This is a genomic window from Brevibacterium epidermidis NBRC 14811, assembly GCF_001570805.1.
GTDB lineage: Bacteria > Actinomycetota > Actinomycetes > Actinomycetales > Brevibacteriaceae > Brevibacterium > Brevibacterium epidermidis.
Window position 1 is genome coordinate 158,790 of sequence record NZ_BCSJ01000002.1, and the last position, 23,322, is coordinate 182,111.

Annotated in this window: 20 protein-coding genes; 7 read left to right on the top strand and 13 right to left on the bottom strand. The window is 61.4% G+C overall.

Annotated elements, in window-relative coordinates:
* Positions 1–39 precede the first annotated feature (39 nt).
* A complete protein-coding gene (locus BEP01S_RS01450; protein ID WP_062239895.1) occupies positions 40–1,230 on the top strand; it encodes a pyridoxal phosphate-dependent aminotransferase in 1,191 nt (396 codons plus the stop codon).
* Between the two features lie 100 nt (positions 1,231–1,330).
* Here BEP01S_RS01450 and BEP01S_RS01455 read toward each other — a convergent pair whose 3' ends face one another.
* The 4 genes from BEP01S_RS01455 to BEP01S_RS01475 form a co-directional block, all read right to left on the bottom strand.
* Positions 1,331–1,981, bottom strand: coding sequence for a homing endonuclease associated repeat-containing protein (locus BEP01S_RS01455; RefSeq protein ID WP_244882016.1), 651 nt, complete (start codon positions 1,979–1,981; stop codon positions 1,331–1,333).
* A gap of 413 nt (positions 1,982–2,394) precedes the next feature.
* Positions 2,395–2,799 carry a hypothetical protein gene (locus BEP01S_RS01465; RefSeq protein ID WP_062239734.1) on the bottom strand — a complete coding sequence of 135 codons (405 nt, stop codon included), beginning with the start codon at positions 2,797–2,799 and terminating at the stop codon, positions 2,395–2,397.
* Positions 2,800–2,886: 87 nt separating this feature from the next.
* Positions 2,887–3,507 (bottom strand): hypothetical protein, encoded by a 621-nt coding sequence (locus BEP01S_RS01470; RefSeq protein WP_062239737.1) that lies wholly within the window; start codon positions 3,505–3,507, stop codon positions 2,887–2,889.
* Positions 3,508–3,697: 190 nt separating this feature from the next.
* Positions 3,698–4,483 carry a helix-turn-helix domain-containing protein gene (locus BEP01S_RS01475; RefSeq protein WP_062239740.1) on the bottom strand — a complete coding sequence of 262 codons (786 nt, stop codon included), beginning with the start codon at positions 4,481–4,483 and terminating at the stop codon, positions 3,698–3,700.
* 127 nt (positions 4,484–4,610) lie between these two features.
* Between BEP01S_RS01475 and BEP01S_RS01480 the strand changes: the two genes are divergently transcribed.
* On the top strand, positions 4,611–5,333 hold the full coding sequence (locus tag BEP01S_RS01480; protein WP_062239743.1) for a haloacid dehalogenase type II: 723 nt from the start codon (positions 4,611–4,613) through the stop codon (positions 5,331–5,333).
* A gap of 31 nt (positions 5,334–5,364) precedes the next feature.
* On the opposite strand, the gene BEP01S_RS01485 is transcribed toward BEP01S_RS01480, so the two are convergent.
* From BEP01S_RS01485 to BEP01S_RS17265, 3 genes are all read right to left on the bottom strand, one after another.
* Complete coding sequence (locus BEP01S_RS01485; protein ID WP_062239749.1) at positions 5,365–6,663, bottom strand: ArgE/DapE family deacylase; 1,299 nt, start codon at positions 6,661–6,663, stop codon at positions 5,365–5,367.
* 60 nt (positions 6,664–6,723) lie between these two features.
* The gene (locus tag BEP01S_RS01490) at positions 6,724–7,023 is read right to left on the bottom strand and encodes a hypothetical protein (protein WP_062239899.1); all 300 of its coding nucleotides are present in this window, start codon (positions 7,021–7,023) and stop codon (positions 6,724–6,726) included.
* 243 nt (positions 7,024–7,266) lie between these two features.
* On the bottom strand, positions 7,267–8,067 hold the full coding sequence (locus BEP01S_RS17265) for a VOC family protein (RefSeq protein WP_306306246.1): 801 nt from the start codon (positions 8,065–8,067) through the stop codon (positions 7,267–7,269).
* Positions 8,068–8,268: 201 nt separating this feature from the next.
* Between BEP01S_RS17265 and BEP01S_RS01505 the strand changes: the two genes are divergently transcribed.
* The gene (locus tag BEP01S_RS01505; protein ID WP_062239754.1) at positions 8,269–11,295 is read left to right on the top strand and encodes a DEAD/DEAH box helicase; all 3,027 of its coding nucleotides are present in this window, start codon (positions 8,269–8,271) and stop codon (positions 11,293–11,295) included.
* Between the two features lie 40 nt (positions 11,296–11,335).
* Here the strand turns inward: BEP01S_RS01505 and BEP01S_RS01510 are convergent, their stop codons facing one another.
* On the bottom strand, positions 11,336–11,593 hold the full coding sequence (locus BEP01S_RS01510) for a metal-sensitive transcriptional regulator (RefSeq protein WP_062239904.1): 258 nt from the start codon (positions 11,591–11,593) through the stop codon (positions 11,336–11,338).
* Between the two features lie 180 nt (positions 11,594–11,773).
* Here BEP01S_RS01510 and BEP01S_RS17380 point away from each other — a divergent pair, with 180 nt between their 5' ends.
* A complete protein-coding gene (locus BEP01S_RS17380; protein WP_025777490.1) occupies positions 11,774–11,959 on the top strand; it encodes a DUF8730 family Cys-rich protein in 186 nt (61 codons plus the stop codon).
* A gap of 46 nt (positions 11,960–12,005) precedes the next feature.
* Complete coding sequence (locus BEP01S_RS01520) at positions 12,006–13,400, top strand: MBL fold metallo-hydrolase (RefSeq protein ID WP_062239757.1); 1,395 nt, start codon at positions 12,006–12,008, stop codon at positions 13,398–13,400.
* A gap of 36 nt (positions 13,401–13,436) precedes the next feature.
* Here the strand turns inward: BEP01S_RS01520 and BEP01S_RS01525 are convergent, their stop codons facing one another.
* The gene (locus BEP01S_RS01525; protein WP_083532438.1) at positions 13,437–15,017 is read right to left on the bottom strand and encodes an aspartate ammonia-lyase; all 1,581 of its coding nucleotides are present in this window, start codon (positions 15,015–15,017) and stop codon (positions 13,437–13,439) included.
* Between the two features lie 194 nt (positions 15,018–15,211).
* A complete protein-coding gene (locus BEP01S_RS01530; RefSeq protein ID WP_062239759.1) occupies positions 15,212–15,823 on the bottom strand; it encodes a GntR family transcriptional regulator in 612 nt (203 codons plus the stop codon).
* Positions 15,824–15,919: 96 nt separating this feature from the next.
* Between BEP01S_RS01530 and BEP01S_RS01535 the strand changes: the two genes are divergently transcribed.
* Positions 15,920–17,179 (top strand): MFS transporter, encoded by a 1,260-nt coding sequence (locus tag BEP01S_RS01535; RefSeq protein ID WP_062239762.1) that lies wholly within the window; start codon positions 15,920–15,922, stop codon positions 17,177–17,179.
* A gap of 9 nt (positions 17,180–17,188) precedes the next feature.
* Here BEP01S_RS01535 and BEP01S_RS01540 read toward each other — a convergent pair whose 3' ends face one another.
* Together BEP01S_RS01540 and BEP01S_RS01545 are read right to left on the bottom strand one after the other, a co-directional pair.
* Positions 17,189–18,538: an MFS transporter gene (locus tag BEP01S_RS01540; RefSeq protein WP_062239765.1), complete on the bottom strand. Its 1,350-nt coding sequence runs from the start codon at positions 18,536–18,538 to the stop codon at positions 17,189–17,191.
* 249 nt (positions 18,539–18,787) lie between these two features.
* Positions 18,788–19,111 carry a CHY zinc finger protein gene (locus tag BEP01S_RS01545; RefSeq protein WP_062239768.1) on the bottom strand — a complete coding sequence of 108 codons (324 nt, stop codon included), beginning with the start codon at positions 19,109–19,111 and terminating at the stop codon, positions 18,788–18,790.
* Between the two features lie 130 nt (positions 19,112–19,241).
* On the opposite strand from BEP01S_RS01545, the gene BEP01S_RS01550 reads away from it, so the two are divergent.
* Positions 19,242–20,291: a DUF2891 family protein gene (locus BEP01S_RS01550; protein ID WP_062239770.1), complete on the top strand. Its 1,050-nt coding sequence runs from the start codon at positions 19,242–19,244 to the stop codon at positions 20,289–20,291.
* Between the two features lie 30 nt (positions 20,292–20,321).
* Here BEP01S_RS01550 and BEP01S_RS01555 read toward each other — a convergent pair whose 3' ends face one another.
* On the bottom strand, positions 20,322–23,321 hold the full coding sequence (locus BEP01S_RS01555) for a DEAD/DEAH box helicase (RefSeq protein ID WP_244882017.1): 3,000 nt from the start codon (positions 23,319–23,321) through the stop codon (positions 20,322–20,324).
* Between the last annotated feature and the right edge of the window lies 1 nt (position 23,322).

The following is a 23,322-nucleotide window of genomic DNA, read 5'->3' on the forward strand; positions in this document are numbered from 1 at the left end:
CCCTTGTCGCTCCCGCAGAGTCAGGGGCAGACTGAGGCCATGACGAGTTCGCACAGCCGCATCTCCCCCATGGCCGCTTCCTACCCGGCCTCGAGCATCCGCAAGATGTTCAACCTCGCCCTCGACTTCCCCGACGCCGTGAAGCTCACCGTCGGCGAGCCGGACTTCACCACGCCGGAGCACATCAAGGCCGCCGGCATCCGTGCGATCGAGAACGACAACACCCGCTACGTCGCCAATGCGGGCATCCCCGAACTGCGCTCCGCCATCGCCGGAAAGTACTCACGACGCTGGAATCGCAGCATCGCGCCCGAGAACGTCATGGTCTCCTTCGGCGCGATGGAAGCGCTCACCTTCGCACTCGACGTCACTGTCTCCCCTGGTCAGGAGGTCATCATCCCCGACCCGAGCTTCCCCAACTACATGGGTCAAGTGCACCGCCTCGGCGGGGTCGCCGTCTCCGTCCCGGTGACCGAGGACAACGATTTCAAGCTTCGCGCCGAGGATGTCCGCGCAGCGATCACGGACAGGACCGCGGCGGTGATCATCAACAGTCCGTCGAATCCATTGGGTTCGGTGATGGACCGGGCCGACCTCGAGCAGATCGCTGCGCTGGCCGATGAGCACGGGTTCACCGTCATCTCCGATGAGGTCTATGACGAAATGGTCTTCGACGATGCCGTCTTCACCTCTATCGCCGAGGTGAAACCATCCACCGCCGAGGTGGGGGCTGAGTTCGATCGGTTCCTGGCCATCGGCAGCTTCTCGAAGACCTATGCCATGACCGGCTGGCGGTGCGGTTCCGTCATCGGCTCGCAAGATTTCATCGCGCCGATGGCACTGCTGCAGGAGGGGCTGACCTCGAGTCTGCCCGGGTTCGTGCAGGAGGCAGCGGTCGCCGCAATCGAGGGACCGCAGATCGCGGTCGATGAGATGGTCGCTTCGTATGCCAGGCGGCGTGAGCTCATGGTCGAGCGCGTCAACGCCATCGCGGGCTTGAGCCTGCTGCGGCCGGCGGCGACATTCTATGCCTGGGTGAATGTGTCCGAGTGGGGATTGGACTCTTGGGAACTGGCGACCCAGCTGCTCGAGAAGCACAATCTCGCGACGATCCCCGGTTCGGCCTTCGGCCCGGCCGGCGAAGGCTACCTGCGTCTGACCTTCGCGGTCTCGGACGAGACCATCAGCACGGCGTGCGACCGGTTGGAGGCATTCGCCGCCGGGCGGTGATGCCGGGAGTGTTGGGCCACCGACCGCTCAAGTTACCGTCGGACGCGCATCGCGTAGCGTGAGCGGTCGACGGGAAGATGCACGGTCGCTGATCCGCACCTCACCCCACCGCGGCGAGCGCTGAATTCCAGCTTCCGTAGAACTTCCGGACGGCCGCGGCCGAGGGCACCTCGCCCTTATGCTCGGCGGCGTATTCGGTATAGGCCTTATAGGTCGCGGCAGTCCCGCGTGATTCGCAGTCGGCAAGGAACTCGGCGATCGCCTTGTCGTACGCTGCGGAGTCGAAGCGCAGCTGCCCCTTGGCTCGACCGATCTTGTTCGTCGCCAGACCCGCAGCCTTGAGCGCTTCGTTCCAGGACCCGAATCGCTGCACCGCGGTCTGACTGGTCGGCGGCCAGATGGTCGCCCCCTGCGCCGAGGTCGCACCGAGGTCGTCGAGCACCGACTTGCGGAGTTTGTCGTACCGGCTCGCGGTCAGGCTCGGGATCTCCGCCCGGCCGCGGACGTACGCAACCGCCGCAGCCACCTCGGCGAGGGTGGACGTCACGGACGTCGCTGAGTCCTCGAGTTGGACGGTCAGTGCGGATTCCACCTCGGCGAGGGTCTCCCGGTCGGTGGGGCTGAGCTTCGCGGGGTCGGCGCTCGCGGGGATCCCCGGCGCGCCGGTGGAATCGAGGCTGCGGGCGGTGATGAACAGCAGCGCACCGAGCACGGCCAGCGACGAGGTGTGGGTTCTCCCGGTATCAGACATCCAGTCCATTGTACGTTTCAGATGGGGCACATCGGGTTTCAACCTCGGTACACGCAATCGTCTCCGACTCACGCAACTGCAAATAGTGTCGGTCCCGTGGCCAGAGATGGTGGCCGCGTACAGAGAATGATGCCCCTGAGATGCGGAGAAGACGATGCAGATGAAACGAGTTCTTGGAATTGGAACTGCCTCCCTGATTCTGGCTACGGCGAGCGTATTCGGCGGCACCGCCGCTCACGCTGGTGTGGTGAAGTCCAGCTTCTCTTATCACAAGACTCGCGCCGTTTGCGAGAAGATCGTCCTGGCTAAGGCCGCTGCCCGCGCCCCCTTTGTCAAGCGGATCATCAGCGCGGAGTGCGAAGCGGTTCGGCCCGGAGAGAAGTACTTGGGCACCGTCACGTGGGCTGTCTGATTCATGCTGGTCGTTTCGCCCGGACGTCAAGCATCGTATTCAATGCGAAGAACAGACCGCTGATCACGACCGCGGTGATCGCGGCCAATGGGATCGAACCGGTGATCAGCAGGTAGCCTCCGCCGAGCACGAGCACCGACGCACCGCCCGAGACAAGACGCCCGGTCAGTCTGCCGCCGATATCGCTTCCGCTGAGGACGACGTCGATCGTCCGTGAGATGACGAACCACGCGACGAGAATGCCCAAGGTCGCGAGCAGCGATTCGGGCAGACTCAATCGCATCTGCAGATGCATCGTCTCGCCCAGCAGGGTCGCGGCGAACGGGACGATCAGCGGCAGTCCCAGAGCGATGAGAATCGGGCCAGTGAGGGTGAGGACCAGCCGGTGTCGGTACAGCGAGCGCATGATTCGTCCCTTCTTCTTGCGGCGACGAGGTCCGTGAGTGGTGGGTTGGTGAGAGCGGCACCAGCGGCGGCCGGATGCCCTGAGGCCTCAGCCGGCCAGTAGGGCGAGCGATCCGGTGGCGATGAGCGTGGTCAGGGTCGTCCAGGCGATGATCGCGATGCCCTGCCACAGCAGGATCCACGAGGTCTTCACACCAGCGCCGACGAGGATCGTCGACGTGATCTGGGTGGGAATCGCCAGCGGTCCGAGCAGGCTCGCACCGGGAACACCGAAGCGAGTGAGGAACTTCTTGAACTTGACCCGGCCCTTGGACTCAAGCTTCCCACCTTCACCGAGGTGGTCCTCCGTCGCCGCGTCACCGGCAGTGATATCGGACAGCTCCAGTCCGTCGGGTAGTGTTCCGCCCGTGCTCGGGTCGGCATATCCGTCTGCCCCGACGGCCGCGAGCTCTCGCTTTTCGCTCTGACGATTCACGACGGCGCGGCGGGCGCGGGCTCCGAGGAGCACGATGACGGTGACGCAGATGAAGTTGCCGATTGCTCCGGCGATTCCGGCGAGCACGGGGTTCATTCCGGCCCAGACGCCGATGATCGAAGAGATCTCACCCTCGATGAAGGGGATCGCCCCTGCCGCGGCAATGATGAACGGCTGAAGCAGATCCGGAACCTGAGCGGCGAGACCTTGGAAGAATTCGATGATGGGGTTCATAGTGTCCTCCTGAACGTGATCGGCAGATCCCGGCTCGGATGAACCGGGTCTGATGGTTGATACGTTCAGTACAGACTGTGTTCTCAGAACAGGGTCAAGCCCTTATCGTCGAACCCAGCGAATCCTCAGCTCTCTTCCCCAGTCACTGTCTTCAGCTCTTCTTCTCGTCGGCCTTCTTCAGCCCTCTTTCTCAGCCCTCTTCCTCTGCGGCCACGTGCTTGATGAAAGCGATGAACCGCTCGCGATCTTCGTCCGGAATCTCGAGAGTCGGGAAGACAGAGATGAAGGCACGCTGGATAACGTCGATCTGCGCGTCGTTGTAGAGCTCTCTGAGCGAGCCGATGATCGCAGCCTGCCCCATCTTCACGTCCCCGGTCATCCGCTCGGTCGGCGCGAGGAGCCAGGGTTTCGCTTCGAGCTGTCGCTTCATACTCGGAGCGATCTGCTCTGCCAAGCGTGCGCGGGTGGCGTCGTCGGCATCCTCGGCGAGCTCATCGACTTCCTGGTCGTACGGTGTGGTCTCGGACATGATGGACCGCATCTCCGCGAGCGCCGATTCCTCGTACAGGGTCGAATAGATGTTCATCAGTGCGCGGTCGGAGTTCGACATCCGCGCGGCGATGTCGATGAAACCCGCGGCCGTATCGATCGGCGCTCCGTGTTCGAGGAGCTGGGACACCTCGGTGCGTGCCTTCTCCAGGGCCGCGATCTGCTCACCGAGGTCGGACTCGAGCTGTTTGAGGGCGAGCTGCTGCTGTTCGTGATCGTCTTCGACCGCACCAATATCAGCCAACGGAATCCCGAGCTCGCGCATTCGCCGGATCTGATGGAGTCGGAGCAGGTGGGAGGCACCGTACTGCTTGTAGCCGTTGCTCATCCGTTCGGGCTCGGTGAGCAGCCCAAGCTTGTGATAGTGACGAATGGTGTTGACGGTCGTTCCGGTCAGGCGCGCCAGTTCGCTCGTGCTCCATCCCACGGTCAGGTCCTTCCGCCGGTGCCGTGTGGTTCCGTATCGATGTCGTTCAGCTGCGATTTCGGTTGCGACCAGTCTATGCAGGCGGACTGACGTAGACGGTCCGATATGCCCGGACTACCGTGAAGCCATGAGCACAGGATTCGATTCGATCGAGGCTCTCGTCTTCGACACGTTCGGCACCGTCGTCGACTGGCGCACGAGCATTGCCACCGAGGTGGCCGTGCACCTGCACGACCATGTTCCCGATCTCGACGCCCATGATTTCGCGGATCGCTGGCGCGCGGAGTACCAGCCGTCGATGGAGCGGGTGCGCAGCGGTGAGCGTGATTTCGTCCGCCTCGACGTGCTCCATCGGGAGAATCTCGAGTCCGTACTCGTCAGCCTCGGTGTCGATCCCTCATCGATCCCAGCCGAAGTTCTCGACGCGGTCAATCTCGCCTGGCATCGGCTCGATCCGTGGCCGGATGCGATCGCGGGGCTGACTCGGCTGAAGGAGCGGTTCATCATCGCTCCGTTGTCGAATGCGAACGTCCGGCTCGCCCTCGACATCGCCAAACGGGCCGGCATTCCCTGGGACGCGCTTCTCGGCGCCGAGGTGGCCGGAGCGTATAAGCCGGATCCGCAGTCGTACCTGCGGACCGCCGAGATCCTCGGCCTCGAACCGCATCAGATCGCCATGGTCGCCGCACACAACAGCGACCTGGCCGCGGCGCAGGCACTCGGGCTGCGGACGTGCTTCGTCCGTCGCCCTGCCGAGCACGGACCTGGCCAGACGACGGATCTCGCGGCCGAAGGCGAGTGGGACGTCGTCGCCGACGACTTCGAGGATCTCGCCGACCAGATCGGCTGACGAACCGGCCGGGCGCGGCACCGAACGTCGATCAGCCGCCTCGGCGCGTCTGACTCAGCGACTCCAGCCCACACCACTCGGCGATGAAGAGCGCGATGGTCTTGGTGATCTTGCGGACGGAATCGATATGGACCCGCTCGTCGAAGGCGTGGATGTCGAGGGACTTGGGCCCGTATGTCAGCGTCGGCATCGCTCCGTAATTCGTGTACACCCGGCCGTCGAGGTAGCCCGGCGTGGAGAACGACCGCAGGGGCTGGCCGAACACATCCCGGTGGGCCGAGCCGAGGACGGCCTCAGCTTCTCCGCCTTCGTCGAGTCGATAACCTGCGGCGAAGAAGCCGGTTCGCTCCAGGCGTGGCAGGCGACTGTCCTGACCGCGCCGGGCGATGCTCGCGTGCCGGACGTGCTCCTGGATCTCTTCCCACGCCTGTTCCGGGTCGATCCCCGGATAGATTGCGGCGCGCACGGAGATCTCACACCATGACGGAACACTGGAGGGCCAGTCTCCACCCGAGATCTCTCCGACATTGAAGTTGATCGGATGCTCGACATCCTCGAAACCTGGGTGCTGGTCCTTCTGCGCATTCCACTCCGCCTCGAGTGCGCGCAGGTCGGCGATCACGTCATTGGTCGCGTCGAAGGCATTGAATCCCTGACTCATCTCGCGGACATGACTCGGTTTTCCCTCGACCCGAACGCTGAACCAGATGACTCCGACATTGGTTCGCACCAGAGCATTCTCCTCTGGTTCAGGGATGAGCACGGCGTCACCGGTGTAACCGCGCAAGAGAGCCGACAGTGCTCCGTTGCCGGTGCTCTCCTCCTCCACCACGGACTGAAGTTGGAGCGGCGCCGCGGGGGCGAAGCCGGCAGCAGTGATCGCGTCGAAGGCGAAGAGATTGGCGGCGAGCCCGGCCTTCATGTCCCCGGCACCACGCCCGTAGAGCCACCCGTCCTCGATGCGAGGCTCGAAGGGCGGGGTGGTCCAATTCTCCAGCGGCCCGGTCGGCACCACATCCACATGCCCCTGCAGAATGAGCGACCGGCCCCGCACGACAGTCGGTCGATAGCTGCCCACGACGTTGAAGTCTTCGTCGTAGGATACGGTCATCGGACCGAAGCCCGCATGATCTTCGATAGCCTCTTCGTCGATGCGCCAGCGGTCGATCTCCAGTCCTCTGTCGGCGAATTCCTGTTCCATGCGGTCCTGGATCGCCGCCTCACTGCCGCGGACAGACGGACAGCGGATCAGATCACCGGTGAACTCAAGCTGACGATCGAATGCGTTGTCGACGGCGTCGGTGATGGCCTGGGCGACTTCTCGATTCATGCTTCGCTCTTCCACGTTTCTCTGGCTGATGGTTGATGGAGATTCTGATGGCGAGTGAACTCAGCGTAGTTCCCTCAGGGACTCCTCGGCACGGCGTTCGCGGTCCTCGACCGCCATCTCCCACCAGTATTCGCCGCGTTCGCCGAGACCGTGCTTCGCGATGTTCACCTTCCGCCTCGCCTCCGCGAGATCGTTCTCATCGCCCCGCTTCTTCGCTTGCTTGACGGCATTCCTCGCAGCGCCGAGGCGGCTCTTGAGTTCCTCGACGACGCGAGGTGCCAATGCGGGATCGGTTCGTCGCCATCGACGCCCCCGGACGATCAGCCACCGATCGTCACCACCATCGCTGTTCTCGCTCATGCGACGAAGATACACGAGGTACCGCTGGATGACACCGGGCGTGCTGGCGTCCCACATTCCTCGTGAGTCACTTTCGACGTCCCTCCTGAGTCGCTGTCGACCGTGTTCAGACTGAGCCATGAGCGATTTCAGCATCGGTCTCTCCCGACGAGATCGAGCTGTTCAATCCCTGAGCGCTGCCCACACTGGAGTCCCTCAATGCAGAGACATCAATGGCCTGCCATTGAGCCCACGCAATCGCTCTCAGGCCACGAAGATGCAGAACGGGTGCCCGGAAGGATCGGCGAAGACGTAAAGCGGTTCGTCCTCGTCGTCGGCTCGGTCGAGAATCAGTCGCGCGCCGAGGCTGTCGGCACATTGTCGCTGCTGTTCAAGGTCATTCCGATCCCTGACCGTGAAATCGAGGTGGAGCTGCATGGGCACTGTGGGATCGGGCCACGTACTCCGTTCGAGTCTCTCGGTCTTCTGGAAGGCGATCATCCTCCGCCCTGCTCTGTCTGTCAGCACCAACCACTCATCGTCATCGGGGTCAGTGCCTTCAGGCGGCTCGTCGCCAGGGCGATAGACATAGCCGAGCAGCTGCCGATAGAACTCGGCGAGTTCTCGCGGTTCGGTTGCGTTGATGACGGTGTGCAGCAGAGAGGGATAGTCGCCGGTGCCGGACTGCTGCCCCCGGTCGTCGACCGCCATCGGGGTGAGCACGGCGATCTTCCACCCGCCATCGCCCTGCACGAGCTGATACAGGTTCCGCTCATCAGGGGCACCGCCGTGATACCTCCAAGTGACATCGGCCCAGATGCTGTGCCCGGTCGATGCCGCCACGGCGACGGCGGCATCGACCTCCGTGACTCCTTCGTACTGTCCGAAAGCCTGCGCGAAGAACTGCTCGGTCTGCCGCGCCCCGGTGACGAGGATCCGCTGCCCCGGGAACTCGATGAGCGCCGGCACCGCATAGTGATCGGCGATCGCCCCAACATCCCGGTCGAGCAGCGCACGGGTATAGGTGTCGAAGAACTGTCTGTGAACCTCTTTGTTCTCATCCATGCCGCAGATGCTACTCCGCGCTCATGACACGGCACTCCCCTCTCGGACGGACCCCGTCTCGATCAACACGAATCCAAGCGATGACCCGTCGGCAGCACTTCAGCCGCAGCACTTCAGCCGCAGCTCGGCACGCCCTTCCCGAGGAGCGACTCTGCGCATCCTTCGGAAGTCCGCGTCACCGACAGGTGAGAAGATGGCTTCGTGCCTGAAACTCGATCGTCCGGTGCCACCACCGGTTCCGCCATCCCCGCCGATTGGCGTGATGCCTTCGCCCCACTCGCCGAGGCGGCTCCGCACTCACACACGCCCGTGGCCTTGGGATTCGAGCTCGTCCAGGTCATCCCCCGCACTTGGTTCGAAGCTCAGCACTCCGTCCTCCTCGACAAGGACGACGTCACCCCGGGCGCGAATCCGAGCCTCGCGATCCGTCCGCTCATGCTCAGCGAGTCCGGCAACTGGGTGAAGAAGTCCCTGACCTGGCGCACCATCGACCGCATGGCCCGGCAGTTCGACATCGACCCGGCCCACCAGGAATGGTTCACCCAACTCGCGGGACTGCGCACCCGCGGGAAGACGGACTTCACGCCCGACGGGGCGCCGTACCACCTCGGCGATTTCCGCACTCCCCTGCTGTGGGATCACTTCACGCAGGGGAAGAAGCTCGGCATCGAATTCGTCGGCATCAATCCGGCCATGACCATCCGCATCGGGCACAGCGCGAAGGCCGCGATCGATATCCGCCGCAGCCAGAACCGCCTGCAGGTGCAGACGCGGGCGACCATCGACGAACGCGAATATGCCCCCGGACTGATCAAACCCATCTGGACGCACGGCTTCTTCGGCATCGACGTCACCAGCGGTTTCACCGTCACCCTCGCCCCTGCGGAGACCCCAACGAAGGAATCCGCGCTGCCCGTGCTCCAGTCCCCCGGGCCGATCACGATCCCCGCGGCCGAGGCCGAAGAGTTCTTCGAGGAGTACTACCCGCAGCTGCGCTCCAGCGCCGAGGTCATCAGCAGCGACGCCACCGTCGCCTTCCCGCAGTATGGCCGCCCCCGCCTCGTCGTCTTCGCAGCCTTCGGCGCCGGCGACAAACTCTCCTTGCGCTGGTACTGGGAATACCAGGGACCCCGTCGCACCTTCCCCGTCATCGACCGATTGAGGCTCAGCGCCGCCTCGGCGAGGGAATATGCGGAGCAACGCGAACTCGACTTCGAAGATGCCGTCGTCGCTGAGGTCGACAAGCTCCTTGCCGACACCCACGAAACCGGCTCCGCTCTGCCGGGCATCAAGGACGTCGAACTCGACGACGCGCACACCGCCGACTTCGTCGTCAACGTCCTGCCCCGGCTCGAGGAGATCGAGCACGTCAAGGTCATCACGCGCGGGAAGAAGCAGCCGTACCGGGAGCTCGGCGGGGAGCTGAACGTGAAGATCACCTCGGTCGAGTCGGAGAAGAACGACTGGTTCGACCTCGGCTTCCAGATCAGCATCGACGGCCGCCCGGTCCCCTTCGTCAAGCTGTACAAGGCCCTGGCGGCCGGGACGAAGAAGATCAAGCTCTCCGATGATTCGTTCTTATCGCTGAACAAACCGATCTTCGACAAGCTCAAGGCCCTCCTCGCCGAGGCGGACCTCATTCCCGAATGGGAACCCGGAGCACCGAAGATCTCCCGGATGCACGTGGGCCTGTGGTCGGATTTCGAGGACCTCGCCGACGAGTCAGAACCCGCCGTGACCTGGCAGGAATCGGTCCGCGCATTGGCCGACCTCGAGCACCTGCCCGCCACCGAGGTGCCCGACCTGGGCGGTGCCACCCTGCGCCCGTATCAGGTACAGGGGTTCCGGTGGTTGGCACTGCTCTACCGGTGCCGCCTCGGCGGGATCCTCGCGGACGACATGGGCCTGGGCAAAACCCTGCAGACGCTCGCACTCATCAAGCACGCGAAAGCGAGCACCCCCTTCCTCATCGTCGCTCCCACCTCAGTGGTCCCGAATTGGGTGAAGGAGGCGACCGCGTTCGCCCCTGATCTCGATGTCCGTGTCGTGGCCGAGTCGACGCGGGCGCGTGGGGTCGACCTCGCCGAGGTGGCTCGCGGTGCCGATGTCATCGTCATGTCGTATGCGATGTTGAGGTTGGAGGAGACTCCGATCTCGCGGATGGAGTGGGCGGGACTCATCCTCGACGAGGCGCAGTTCGTCAAGAACTCCACCGCGCAGACCCACCTGGCGGCGAAGGAGGTACGGGCACCGTTCCGGCTCGCGTTGACCGGGACTCCTTTGGAGAACTCGCTCAAGGACGTGTGGTCACTGTTTTCGATCACGGCACCCGGACTGTTCCCGAGTCCTCACCGCTTCGATGAGGAATATGTCCGACCGATCGAGTCGGGTGAGAATCCGGGACGGATGCAGCGTCTGCAGCGGCGGATCCGGCCATTCATGATGCGGCGGACGAAGGATCTCGTGGCCGCAGACCTGCCGGAGAAGCAGGAACAGGTCATCTCGATTGAGCTCAACGCCGCGCACCGCAGACTCTACGATCGGATTCTGCAGAAGGAGCGGAAGAAGATCCTCGGCTTCATCGACAGCGAGTACGACAAGCAGCGGTTCATCGTCTTCCGCTCGCTGACGCTGCTGCGGATGCTCGCTCTCGATCCGTCGATCGTCGATGCCGAACATGCTGAGGTGCCGTCGTCGAAGTTGGCGGCGCTCCTGGAACGGCTCGACGATGTCATCGCCGAGGGGCACCGGTCGATCGTGTTCAGCCAGTTCACGTCGTTCCTGACCAATGTCGCCGCAGAGCTCGACGCTCGCGGGATCCCCTATGTCGTCCTCGACGGGTCGACGCGCAATCGCGGGGCGGTCGTCGATGCGTTCCGGTCGGGCGAGGCGCCGGTGTTCCTCATCAGCCTCAAGGCCGGCGGGTTCGGGCTCAACCTCACCGAGGCGGACTACGTCTTCCTCATGGATCCGTGGTGGAATCCCGCCTCGGAGAATCAGGCGATCGACCGGGCGCATCGGATCGGGCAGACGAAGAACGTCATGGTCTACCGCTACGTCGCCGAAGGCACGATCGAGGAGAAGGTGCTCGCCCTGCAGAAGCGCAAGGCCGAACTCTTCGACGAGCTCATGTCGGATTCCGGCACCTATGAGGGTCGCGGACCCGGCGGCCAAGCCTTCAGCCAGACCGTGACCGCCGCGGACATCAAGGGGCTGCTCGAGGGGTAGGGGCCTTAGGCACGTGCCCCGTCACACCCCTCCGTCCTCATCAGGCCATTGAGAGGAAGAGCTTCTCGAGCTCTTCAGTGCGCACTTCGTCCTCGTCATCCTCGAGGCACTCCCGCAGTGCCGTCGAGATGATGAGGAATCCCGCCCGGTCGAGTGCCTTCGACACCGCCGAGAGCTGGTGGATGACGTCTCGACAGTGGCTTCCGTCCTCCACAGCGGTGATCACCGCGCCGAGCTGCCCCTGTGCCCGGCGCAGTCGATTGAGGACCTTCTTCTGCGCGGCAGGGTCGGCGAGCATCCGCTCTCCCGGGTCCGCTTCTGCCTCAGTCGGAGCAGTGTCGCGTTCGCTCATCGTCGTCCTTTCACGTTCTCGATGTTGACATCAACTATACCCCTATGGGTATATTTATTGCATACCCCCTGGGGTATATGGAATTGATGACGAACCGGCCCGCTATGGCCGAAGAAGGAGACAGCTATGTGTCGAGCAGCGACGTGCCGAGTGTGCGGAAAGACCACGTGGGCAGGATGCGGGCAACACATCCAGTCGGTGAAGAGCACGGTCCCGGCCGGCCAGTGGTGCAACGGCAAGCACACCCAGGCCGAAGAGGATGCGGCCCGAGCGGCCAAGCCCGGCTTCTTCTCCCGCCTCTTCGGCCGCTGACCCGGCGGCAGACCAAATACCCGTCGACCACGGAAAGAAGACTCCCATGCTCCTCGAACGCATCTTCGACACCGACCTCGCTCATGCCAGCTACGTCATAGCCTGCCAGGCCAGCGGGGAGGCGATCGTCGTCGATCCGCGCCGGGACATCGCGGTCTACCGCGGCTTCGCCGACCGCCATGGACTGACGATCACCGCGGTCACCGAGACCCACATCCACGCCGACTACCTCTCCGGCACCCGCGAGCTCGCCGCGGCCACCGGCGCGACGATGTACGTCTCCGACGAAGGAGGGCCCGACTGGTCATACGGGGCGGGCTTCGACGACGCGGTGCGCCTGCGCAACGGTGACGAGATCGCCCTCGGCAACATCACCCTGCGCGCCTCGCACACCCCCGGCCACACTCCCGAGCACCTGTCGTTCCTCGTCACCGACGGTGCCCAGGCCGACGCACCGGGGTTCATGCTCACCGGCGACTTCGTCTTCGTCGGAGACATCGGACGCCCGGACCTCCTCGACGAGGCGGCCGGCGGCTCCGACACCCGCTTCGCCGGTGCCCGCGACCTCTTCGCCAGCCTCCGCGACCGCCTGCTCACCCTCCCCGACTACGTGCAGATCCTGCCCGCCCACGGCGCGGGAAGCGCCTGCGGCAAAGCCCTGGGGGCCGTTCCGACGACCACCGTCGGCTACGAGCGCGCTTTCGCCTGGTGGTCGCCGTTCCTCGAGAGCGGCGATGAGCAGGGCTTCGTCGACGAACTGCTGTCCGGGCAGCCCAACGCCCACGCCTACTTCGCCAGGATGAAGACCGAGAACCGGGAGGGCCCGTCACTCCTCGGCGAGTTCGCAGAGCTCGAGGAATTCGACGCCGGTCGTGTGCAGGAGCGGATCGAGGACGGCTCGGCGGCCTTCATCGACACCCGTCCGACCGCGGACGTCCATGCCGGCACCCCGGCCGGGGCCCTGCACATCCCGGGGCCCGGAAAGTCCGCGAGCTTCGGCGCCTGGGTCTTCGACCCGGCTGCAGAGTCGACGCCGATCGTCGTCCTCGCCGACGACGCAGAGCAGGCAGCGGAGTTTAGGGATCATCTCATCAGGGTCGGCATCGACTCGGTCACCGGCTACGTGACCTCGCTGGCCGGAATGGAGCTGCACCCGGTCGACCTGGTCGACCCGGCGAAACTGGCAGACGCAGCCGACATCCGCCTCGTCGATGTCCGCTCGAAGAACGAGCACGCCGGCGGCCACATCCCCGGTGCGACCCAACTCAGCGGCGGCCGCGCCCTGTGGGAACTCGACCGCCTGCCGAGCGACGGCCGGATCGTCACCTACTGCCAGAGCGGCACCCGCAGCAGCATCACCGCCAGCACCCTGCGCCGTGCCGGATACCGGGTCGCCGAGCTCGCCGGCTCCTACGACGCCTGGCGATCCCTCGAGTCCTGATCCGGAACAGGGAGCTGCCGGCCCTGCGCGAGCCGCTCACCCCTCCGGGGCGGGGATGATCGGCAGCTCGGTGGTCACCTCATCCCGGGGAACCGCCTCGGTGCCGGTGGCGATGTTGCCGACGGAATCGTCGGCGGGCATGCCGGTCAGCCGTTCGGGGTGGAGGATCTCGCCGAGCTCGTCCCGTTCGAGCAGCCCGTGCTCGACGACGAGATCGGCGATCGGTTCGTTCTTCGCCAGCGCTTCCTTTGCGAGCTTCGCGGCGGAGACGTAGCCGATGACCGGGGCGAGCGCGGTGATGACGGTGACCGAGCGGTCGACGGTGTCCTCGATATACGCCGCGTTGGCGGTGATGCCATTGACGCAGTTGATGCGGAAAGTCTGGGCCGCGCGTTCGAGCCACGTGATCGACTGGAACAGGGAGTGGGCGATGATCGGTTCGAAGGCGTTGAGCTGCAGCTGTCCGCCTTCGACGGCCATGGACACGGTGACGTCGGCGCCGGCCACGGAGTACGCGACCTGGGACACCGCCTCGGGGATGACGGGATTGACCTTGCCGGGCATGATCGACGATCCGGCCTGGCGGGCGGGCAGGTTGATCTCACCGATGCCGGCCTGCGGCCCCGAGGACAGCAGGCGCAGGTCGTTGGCGATCTTCGACATCTTCAGCGCGCTTCGCTTGAGCGCACCGGAGAAGGTGATGAAGACACCGGTGTCAGAGGTGGACTCGACGAGGTCGCCGGCCGTCTTCAGATCGAGCCCGGTGATCTCGCGCAGGTGCTTGATGACCGCTTCCTTGTACCCGACCGGAGCGTTGATCGAGGTGCCGATCGCGGTGGCGCCCATGTTCACTTCGCCGAGGAGGGCGACGGCTTCCTGGAGGCGTTCGACGTCCTCGCGCAGGGTGGTGGCGAAGGCGTTGAACTCCTGACCGAGCGTCATCGGCACGGCATCCTGCAGCTGGGTGCGCCCGACCTTGACGATATGGGCGAACTCGCGACCCTTCGCGGCGAAGGCATCGGCAAGGAGCGTGAGTTCGCCGAGGAGGTTCTGCAGTGAGAACGCCAGCGCGATCTTGATCGCGGTCGGGTAGGTGTCGTTCGTCGACTGGCTGTGGTTCGTGTGGTCGTTGGGGTGGATGAACGCGTAGTCACCCTTGGATCGGCCGGCGATCTCGAGAGCGCGGTTGGTGATGACCTCGTTGGCGTTCATGTTCGTCGAGGTGCCTGCTCCGCCCTGGACGACGCCGACGGCGAACTGGTCGTGGAGTTTTCCTGACTTGATCTCTTCGCAGGCGGCGTCGATGAGGTTCGCGCGCTGGTCGTCGAGTGCTCCGATCTCAGCGTTCGCCCGGGCTGCGGCCTGTTTGACGCAGGCGAAGGCGCGGACGAAGTCGGGGTAGACGGAGATGGGGCGGCGGGCGATGGGGAAATTCTCGTTCGCCCGGGCCGTGTGCACTCCCCAGTAGGCGGTGTCAGGGATCTCGAGGCTGCCGATCGAGTCGGTCTCGGTGCGGGTGGGGAGGTTCTGGCTCGTGGGGATCTGGTTCGTCGAAGTCGGCGAGGCGAGGGGAAGAGAGGCGGTGTTGGGGTCTGCGGAGGCGTTCGACGCAGTCATAGTGGTTTCACAATCTCACATTTCAGCCGCCGACCGAAGGGGGTTTCGGCAGGGGCGGACGGGCGGGTTGTTTCCCAAGATGAAGCGGGATCGTTCGGTTGGCTCTCAACCGTTTGCGGCCCGATTCGTCCCATCGATCACCGAGGTGGCCGACCGTTTGGTCGACACGTTCCCGCCCCGTGTCGCCAGGTGGTTCAGCTCGCGAAATCTTCTGCAGCGATCCGCTCGTTAGTACGCACGCTCCAGAGAGCTGCCAGGCTCTCGAGAACGAACTCTCGATCCATTCTGAAAAGTCCGTCTGTCAGTTCGAGCTGAAGCGTGTTGACCTGTTCTCCAGTTTCACCCTGATGGGAGGTTCCAGGAGCCAGCAACAAAGCAAACATCGTTTGTCTGTGGAACTGAATCAGACGTTCACTACCGCACGAAACCACAAGAGTATGCAGAAATTTCGGCAGGCTCCCCGAACTGGCTTTCCTCAATTCACGCAGATCATAGTCATTCTCGAGAATCCTCTTCACTGCACTGCGCTCGAAAAACTCCAGCAGACTCAGCAGCTCCGGAACATCTGACTGTTCGACTATGCGCACTTTAAGTGCGGCATGTGCATGCCTGACAAGTAGTCCGTCGAAAATCAATCTCTCAAGGGCGTTGCGAGCACTTGGCCGGGCCACTCCGTACTCGGCTGCCACACCTGTTTCAGTGATCGCGTCGCCGGGCTGATATTCTCCTGAAAGGATCCTGCCACGAAGATGAGCCGACAGATCATCCGCAAGCACTTTCCCCCGCCGTTTCATCTGGTCGGTCATCTCCTCAGTGCCAAAGTGATTCAATAATCAGGATACGTTGGAGGCGGGTGTAGACCAATCTTGGAAGATGAGTTCTCTGTACCCGCACGTCTCGGAATGAAGGCTTTCCTGGCTCGTCGCTGGGCGGTATTCATCGTTGCATATGTCGGTTACTCCGCCTGCTATTTCGTCCGGAACAACCTCGTGGTCGTCAGCGACATCATGACCAAAGAACTTGGATGGTCGGCGGTGGCGATCGGTTCAATCTTGACCGGCTTCGCAATCAGCTACGGCCTCGGCAAGTTGATCATGGGCGTCATTGTCGACCACCTTCGACTTCGGCATTCATTCGCGGGGGCGTTGGCAATCAGTGCGCTCCTTTGCATCCTCATGTCATTCCAACGCGACCCCGCAGTCTTCTTCCTTTTCCTTCTCGCCATCGGCCTTGTCCAAGGAGCGTGCGCGCCAGCTGCACTGGCGACTATTGGGGCCTGGTATCCGGCCTTTCAACGCGGCAGCCGCATCGGAGTCTGGAACACTTCACAAAATGTCGGCGCTGGCACTCTGGCAGTCATAATCTCAGCCAGCCTTGCGTTCGCTGGCCCTTCCCAGTGGCACATTGCGTTCTGGCTTCCCGGACTCATTGCACTGGCTTGTTCAGGACTCATATTCTTCGTCGGTGGAGACCGACCTTGGCAAGAGGGGATGCCCACTCTCAAAGAGCTGTATGGTTCAAGAGCACTCCCGGAGGTCCAGGTTCCAGCCGATGTCTCCTACTGGAGACTCGTGCGTGTACACGTTGTCGGCAATCGCACTCTTTTGCTTCTGGCGACTCTCAATACCCTCCTCTATGTCCTCCGTTTCGGCATACTCAGCTGGATCCCGATATTCGGGTCGGACGTACATGCAATGTCCCCGCACCAGTCATCCGTGGTCATCACAATGTTCGAATGGGGAGCAGTACCAGGAGCACTGATATTCGCCTGGATCGCCCTCAGACATCCTTGGCGGGTCACTATCCCGGCCGCAGTGGGAATCGCAGTGCTGTCGCTGCTCATTCTTGCCTATGCCTTTGCCGGAACGCCCGTTTCGGTGGCGGCCCTCGCACTCCCAATGGGAGCTCTGATTTACGGCCCGCAGATCATCATCAATGTGCTCACGGTCCAGTTCGTATCGCCTCGAGCCGTCGGCGTGGCAATCGGCTGGGTCGGCCTGGGCGGCTACCTGGTCGGTGCCGCCCTGGCCAACCTCTCGTTGCCCCGAATCGCAGAATCGATCGGATGGACATCAGGCACTGTCGGCCTTTCAGTCGTCGGTCTCGCCTGCGTCTTCATCTGCATTCGACTCCGCCGAGCCGAACGCAACGCCGCTGTCTAGCAATACGTCTTAGGCCTTGACGATCTTCTTCTCGTAACGTCCAAGGAAAAGGTAGATCGTAGCACCGGCGAGTGCGATCAGGCAGAGCACGGTGAAGCTCGCTCCCCAACTAAGCATCTCTGCAAGTATCGGCATAACCAGGTTCGCAGCAAGCTCGCCGACGATGTATCCAAAGAGACCCACGAATCCGACGGCTACGCCCGCTGCTTTGAGAGGAACAACGTTCAGGGTCAAGATGTTCACGATGAGCTGCGGGCCATAGATCAGACCGCCCATGAGTCCGGTCACAATCAGCAATACCGGGTAGCTCTCATTTCCCATGTAAATGAAGATCAGCGCCGCCAGCAACAGCAGCCCGACACAGCCGACGATCGCCTGCTTGTTCGGCGCCTTGATCGCGATCCAGGCGAAAATAAAGCACCCGGGAATCGCCACCCACTCCAACATCGAAAATGCTGTCAGGTACTGGCTTTCACTGAAGCCCATCTCTGTTCCGAGGAATGCAGGAATCCAGTTCGTGATGCCGAACCGCAAGAAGTAGAGAATCGCGTTGATCAGACCGATCAACAGCACCACTGGCGACGTCAGAACGAAGCGGACAAAGATCCGCATGTACCCTTCATCGGGCGCGACTTCGACCTGAGGCTCGCCGAACTCTCCGTAAATAGTGGATAGGCGGTCTTTGCCTTCGTCTTCAGGGCGATCTCCGCCCTGCTTCCAGAACCAGAAGCTCAGAGCCAGAACCAGCGCACCGGGGATGAGGAATCCCACCCAGGTATTTCCCGGACCAACGAGGGTGACGAGCCAGGTGATCAGCAGAGGGAGCCCAGCACCTCCTGCATTTTGCGAAGTGTTCCAGATCGCGATCCCCGAACCACGCGATTTGTTCGGATACCAATTCGCAATCATCGCCATCGAAGACGGTGCAAGTGCACCCTGGACGACGCCGAGCATGAGCATCAGAATGAACAACAGCACGAAGTTGTGAGTGAAGCCAAGACCGATGCAGATCAGCGCTGAAGCTGCAAGACAGCCAGCGAAAATCTTTCGCAAACTAACACGGTCGGCAACTGCGCCCATACCGAACTTCGCGAATCCGTATGTGATGGTGAATGCCGTCAGAATGATGCCGACTTGGGTTAAGCTCCAGCCATTTTCCAGACGAATGCTCTCACTCTGGAGCTTGAAGTTGTTTCTCACAAAGTAGGCACAGACGTAGCCAACATAGGCAACTAAAAACACCACCTTGCGTCTCGATAGGTACGACCTGAAGCGTTCTGGATGGGCACTCCGATAGAGCTCCGCGGCTTCTTCCTGGCTCCCGGGCGAGCCCGCCGACCGTGCCTGCTGATCAGACATGATGATTCTCTTTTCACTCGACAACTCTGTCTCTCAACGTCTGCTTTGGATGACGCTCTCACTGATTGTATAGCAATCTTAAGTAGTGTCTGACAAAACGATACGCGATGGACGTATGGCCAACGGCTAGACGAATGAGTGTTGGATGTTACGCCCTGGAGTCACCCTGTTGAACCTCGTCTGGGCATACTCCGAGTCAAATCATGAGCAGTCGCAGCTGAGGACGATCGGGCGGTTCGCGACGCGAGGTCATTTCTGGAAGTAGAATTCCGAGTGCGCTTCGCAACGAGGGTTGAAAGCGGCCCCGCATTCCGGACAGGCGTCGACCGCTTTGTAGGCGCTGATCGTCAGCTCGGTCCAGCAGTTTCCGCAGAGGATCGCGGGCTGGTCCCACTTCTCGCGCGGCCATTGCTGTGCGGGATGATCAGCAGTCTCCGAGTGGCACAGGTGGCAAGGATAGTAGCGGTCGCAACAGGCGAAGCGGATGGCGATAATATCGAGTTCGGTGGCGTAGTGGACGCACCTAGTGTGATCATCGACCGTCGGGCCGAATACTTCGGGGGTCCGCGTCATTGCTCGCCCATCCTTCCTGCGCGCCGCGACCGGGGCTAGTCCTTGTCCGATCCAGCCTAACCGTTGCGGTTCGCCACCTGGTCCGGTGATCATCCCAGTAGAGTGGAAGACCCCGAGCCGAAGAGGATCCATGCCGCAGATTGACGATTACGTCCACCCCTTCGCCGAGGTGGCGCTGACCAACATCACCCGTGAGTATCCGTTCGCCTCCCATCATCTGGCGCGGAGTCTGGCCGATATCGTGCCTGCGGTGGAGAAGAATCCGGCGTTCGCGAACTCCTATGACTGGCATTCGAGCGTGCATATGCACTACCTGCTGGCGTCTTTGCTGGAGACCGAGGTGGCGCAGAGTGCCGGTTGGCGCGAACGTGCGATCGAGATCCTGTCTTCGCATTTGAGCGAGGAACATATACTCACCGAGGCGGCTTTCCTCCGTGAGAATCCGTCCTGGGAGCGGCCGTATGGCTGGGCCTGGGCGGTCGAGCTCAATCGGGTGCTGAATGCCAGCGCCGTTTCGGAGCTTCGTGCGCTCGGCGCGAACACTCAAGTGCTCGCGTACACGGTCTTCGATCTTGCATCGACGTGGCTGCCCAAAGTGGCCGCGCCAGTCCGGCATGGGGTGCACTCGAACACCGCATTCGGGCTGCGTCGGATTCTTTTGGGAGCCCGGGAGGCAGATCGTCACGATGTCGTCGACATCATTGCCGGTGCAGCTCGTCGATTCTTCGCCGAGGATGCCGCCTGGAACTTCCGCCAGGAACGCAGCGGCCACGACTTCCTCTCCCCTGGTTTGTGCGAGGCCGACCTCATGGCGGAGGTCCTCACCGAGGATGAGCTCGCATCTTGGCTGCCGGAGTTCCTTTCCGAGTTGTCTCCCGAGTCGCCGGCGCTCACACCTGTGAACGTCCTCGACCCGACCGACGGACACCAGAGCCACCTTTACGGTTTGGGACTCTCAGTTGCGGCATCGGTGATGCGACTGGCGCCGAAGCTGGAGTCGATCGCGGAGAACACGGGCGATGATGACCTCATGGCTCAGGCAAAAGGCATGCTCACACGAGTCGATTCATTAATGGCACCTGGCCTTGAGGCTGCTGTCTCAGACGAGTATGTGTCCTCTCATTGGCTCGCGACGTTTGCTTGGGAAGCATTGATTCAGCGAGTCGGCCATCAGAACTAGTGAAATCCAGCTGCCCCGGCAACTTCGTCGCTAGAACAGCTTGTCTTTCTGATCGTCGTTGTATTCGAGCCGAATTGGTGTCTCTTCATGGCTTAGATCAATTGACGGAGCTTTAGAGCTGCGGCTCTTTGCCTCTTCGATCGCCGGGCCTGTCGTCAAATAGTCATAGAGCGCTGCATCAATGGGGTACTCCAGGTTGAGGTCCATCGTGACAACGTCCAAACTCTTCCCGTTCTCCCCAGGCATCTTTGTTTGCACTGGGTCCGAGGACGTGGCCTGGCCCAAGTAGTAAAAGTCCGTGCCTTCAGCGTCGTCCTTCTTAGCAAAGAGATACAGCGGGATCTCATTGTTCACAATCGACCGGACTTCCTTGCTCTGCAATGTCCTCTTGCTGCGTGTGAACCAGCGGAGCGTGTTCTCGCTAACAAAAGAGTCTTCGTACGAAGTGCTCGCCGACACGTCGTCATCTTTGTGATAAGTCACGAAGATTGGACACGAATTGGAGTAGACGTCGACTTTGTACCCGTACATCGTCCCTTTTTGATCGCTTTGCCAATTGAGCAGTCTGCAAACGTCTTTGCGCGAGTACTTCTTCCCTGCCTCTAGACGTTCATCCCAGCGGTACCTGTGACGGGATAAGAAGAGCCCTGTCTCAATTGCATCAGTCAAATGGGCTAAGAAGCTGGGCGAGTGTTCAAGCAGGTCCAGAAATTCTGAGGTTGGAGTGATCCTGCCGTCTGTCCAATCGACGATCGGAGTCCCGTATTTTTTCTGATCACCCTCAGTGAAGAATTCAAAGTTGAAAATTCTTTCAATGGAGTCAATTGTGGCCTGGTCTGAAGTCGCTCCCTTCTGATCAAAAAGCGAGCGAAGGTCACTCACAGTCACAGGAGTTCTTGCACTCACTAGTTGCTCGAGCACCAGAAGTTCATGGGGCCGTTTGCCGTTCAGAAACTCCTGACTTACCATCGACAAGATCTGACTTTCTCTGTCTGTGGGCTGCTCGTCGACGACTTTGAAGGCGTTGAGCAGTTTCCAATAGTTGCCACGCGCACTGGCGATTACTACTGGATCAACAACATCAAAGCGCGCATAGTCCATCAGCATCGGCGGCCTACCGAGTCGGGTATGCAGGTCTCTAAAGGACTGCTTGAGGTTCTTCAGGCTATCCAGGCGTGTGGACTCGATCGACTTGAAGATTCGCTCCTTTGCGACCGCATCAAAGTTGATGCTTGAAAGTCCAGAAACCGCACCGACATCTTGCGCTTCAATCATCTTCTTCCGGAGAGAGTCCTTGTTCAGGCTGCTGTCTCCGAAGAGGGCAATCGGCACGAGGAAGTTGTTCGTGTAGTTACCGATGAAGTCGATAACGATGAGATGGCTCTTGCCAGCTGCCTTGCGCAGTCCGCGGCCGAGCTGCTGAGTAAAGATGATGCTCGACTGAGTTTGCCGAAGCATGACCACTTGGTTGACTGTCCGGATATCAATGCCTTCGTTAAACACATCGACGGAGATGATGTAGTCGAGCTCTCCGTTTTCAAGCTGGGAGACGACACGTTCACGGATTTCTACCGAATCTTCACCAGTTAGAGCTCGCGTTCGAAGCCGTTTGCCATGTACGTCGTTCTGGTTGAGAAGCGTCGATAGCTCTCGAGCTTCATCTTTTCGGCTGCAGAACATGAGGCCTCTGACCGGGTCGCCTACGTGCCCATAACGCTCAATCACCTGAATCAGGTGAGCTACTCTCTCTGGGGCAACGAGGTTCCGCAGCTGGCTTGTGTCACCGATAACTTCGCCGTCCTTCTCGAAGTCGGTGACGCCGTAATAGTGGAACGGGGCGAGCATGTCTTCCTCGAGCGCCTTCTGTAGTCGAATCTCATAGGGCACGTTGTAGTCGAACAGGCTATAGACATTGAAATCGTCTGACCGCTCGGGAGTAGCGGTGATTCCAAGCATGAAGTCCGGGGTGAAGTACTGAATGATGTTCTGGTGCAACCTCGCACCAGCCCTATGAACCTCATCGATGAGGATGTAGTCGAAGTGGTCGCGTGCGATTTGGTTCAGCTTTTCAGCCGATCCCAGTGACTGCACGGTTGCGAATACGAACCGTCGATCAAGTTCTCTACGCGACCCGACGAACTTCCCAACCTCGTGTTCCTCAAGATCGAGCACCTTGGTGAATTCCTCAATCGCGCGATCGAGAATTTGTTCTCGGTGCACGACGAAGAGCACTCGTTCCGGATTTGCGGCCTTTACGTCTAGCGCCGCGAGAATGGTCTTACCTGTGCCAGTCGCCGACACGACTAGAGCTTTATCCTCACCCGAGTCGCGTACCTTTTGAATTTCAAGGAGAGCCTCTGCCTGCATCGCATTGGCGACAATCTGAGTACGAGTCCCCGGCAGCTGAAGGTTCGACCCCGAAACTTCGCTACGTGCCGAAGGCGGGACGTACAACTCTTCGTATACATTGATCCAGTCATCGCTCAGCAGCGTGGCGGACTCAAGCTGGATATCAATAGCAGCAGCAAGCTGCTGAACAATATCGCCGTCAGGAAGTGCTGAGAACCTCAGGTTCCACTCGTGGTTTCGCTTGAGCGCCCGAGAAGTCAGATTTGAGCTACCCACGATCGCTGTGGTCGTAGCTGCTTGCTCAAAGATGAAGCCTTTGGGATGGAAACCTCTTGTGTCATCTTCAAACACGTACACTTCGATGCCAAGGTCGTGGAGATTCTTCAGTTCCCTAAATGACTCAGGTGAGTTGAAACCCAAGTAAGTCGAAGTGATGATTCGGCCCCGGCCCGGGAACTCAATCAGTGGTTGCTTCAATGAAGCGATTGCATCTGAACTGACAAATGCAACTGAAAAGGTGAAGCTCTTCGAGCGTCTCAGTTCTTCAAGGATGGCTTTGTGCATCGTGTTGGCTTCAACATTTGAAACCAACATCGGGTTGAAGAGGCGTTCCGCGGGTGACGAACGATCAAGAAATCCGAACGCTGTGTCTCGGCGAACATGCTCTGGAACTGTTGCCACG